The sequence below is a fragment of the Photorhabdus sp. CRCIA-P01 genome (genome assembly GCF_003545805.1).
Lineage (GTDB): Bacteria > Pseudomonadota > Gammaproteobacteria > Enterobacterales > Enterobacteriaceae > Photorhabdus > Photorhabdus antumapuensis.
Genome location: NZ_NMQR01000206.1, coordinates 1 through 711, shown reverse-complemented (window position 1 = coordinate 711; position 711 = coordinate 1). Strand labels below are relative to the sequence as shown.

Here is a 711-nt window from a genome sequence, read left to right as displayed (position 1 = left end):
AGCAAAACAGACAGGTCATTCTTCATACTCCATGGTATATCTTCACCCAGAGCTTTATCGATCGCCTGATGAACCAACATACTGTTGGCCGGGATATCACCGTATTTCTCTTTGCAGGCAGCAGGATCTGACGCACAGGTAACAATTAATTCATTACGCTGTTTCAAACTCAGATCTTCCATTTCTTTTACGATCTGCTGGCAGTCACCGCGCGCCTCACACCCTTTTGCCCTGGCCGCAAAATCCGTTATCTGGTCAGCACTCAGGAAGTTATTCTCAATCGCATTCTTCCCGGCCTGGGCCCCGGTAACGGCGCTGCCGGTGGAGTCACCGGTAATCCCACCGGCTAGTCCCGCTGCCAGGGTAGAAAGAGTGCTGATGGTCTGTTTTTCTTCTTCACTTAAGTCACTGACTTTAGCATTTTCGCCGTGAATGTGCTTCATCAGTTCCCGGGCAGCCAGTTCCCCGCCCGCCGCACCTGCTGCACCGGCTAGCGCATTGTTACCACTGACTTCAGCGGCCACTGCCCCCAGAATCGCATGGGCCAGGGTATTGCTCACGACATCCACTTGATGGGTTTTCGGGTCGGTGGTCAGGTCTTTAATCACTCCGGCGAGGTAAGGGGAAGCGCCGCCCGCCAGTGCCTGACCAATGTTCCCGCCCGCAAGTCCCTGAATGGCGGCAGTGGCCGCCTGTAAAGCGGTGTGGTAT

At 54.7% G+C, this 711-nt stretch carries 1 protein-coding gene; it reads right to left on the bottom strand.

Annotated elements, in window-relative coordinates; translation table 11 throughout:
* Nucleotides 1-711, bottom strand: a 711-nt coding sequence (locus tag D3222_RS24865) for a VENN motif pre-toxin domain-containing protein (RefSeq protein ID WP_198672936.1), incomplete at both ends; no start/stop codon positions are given.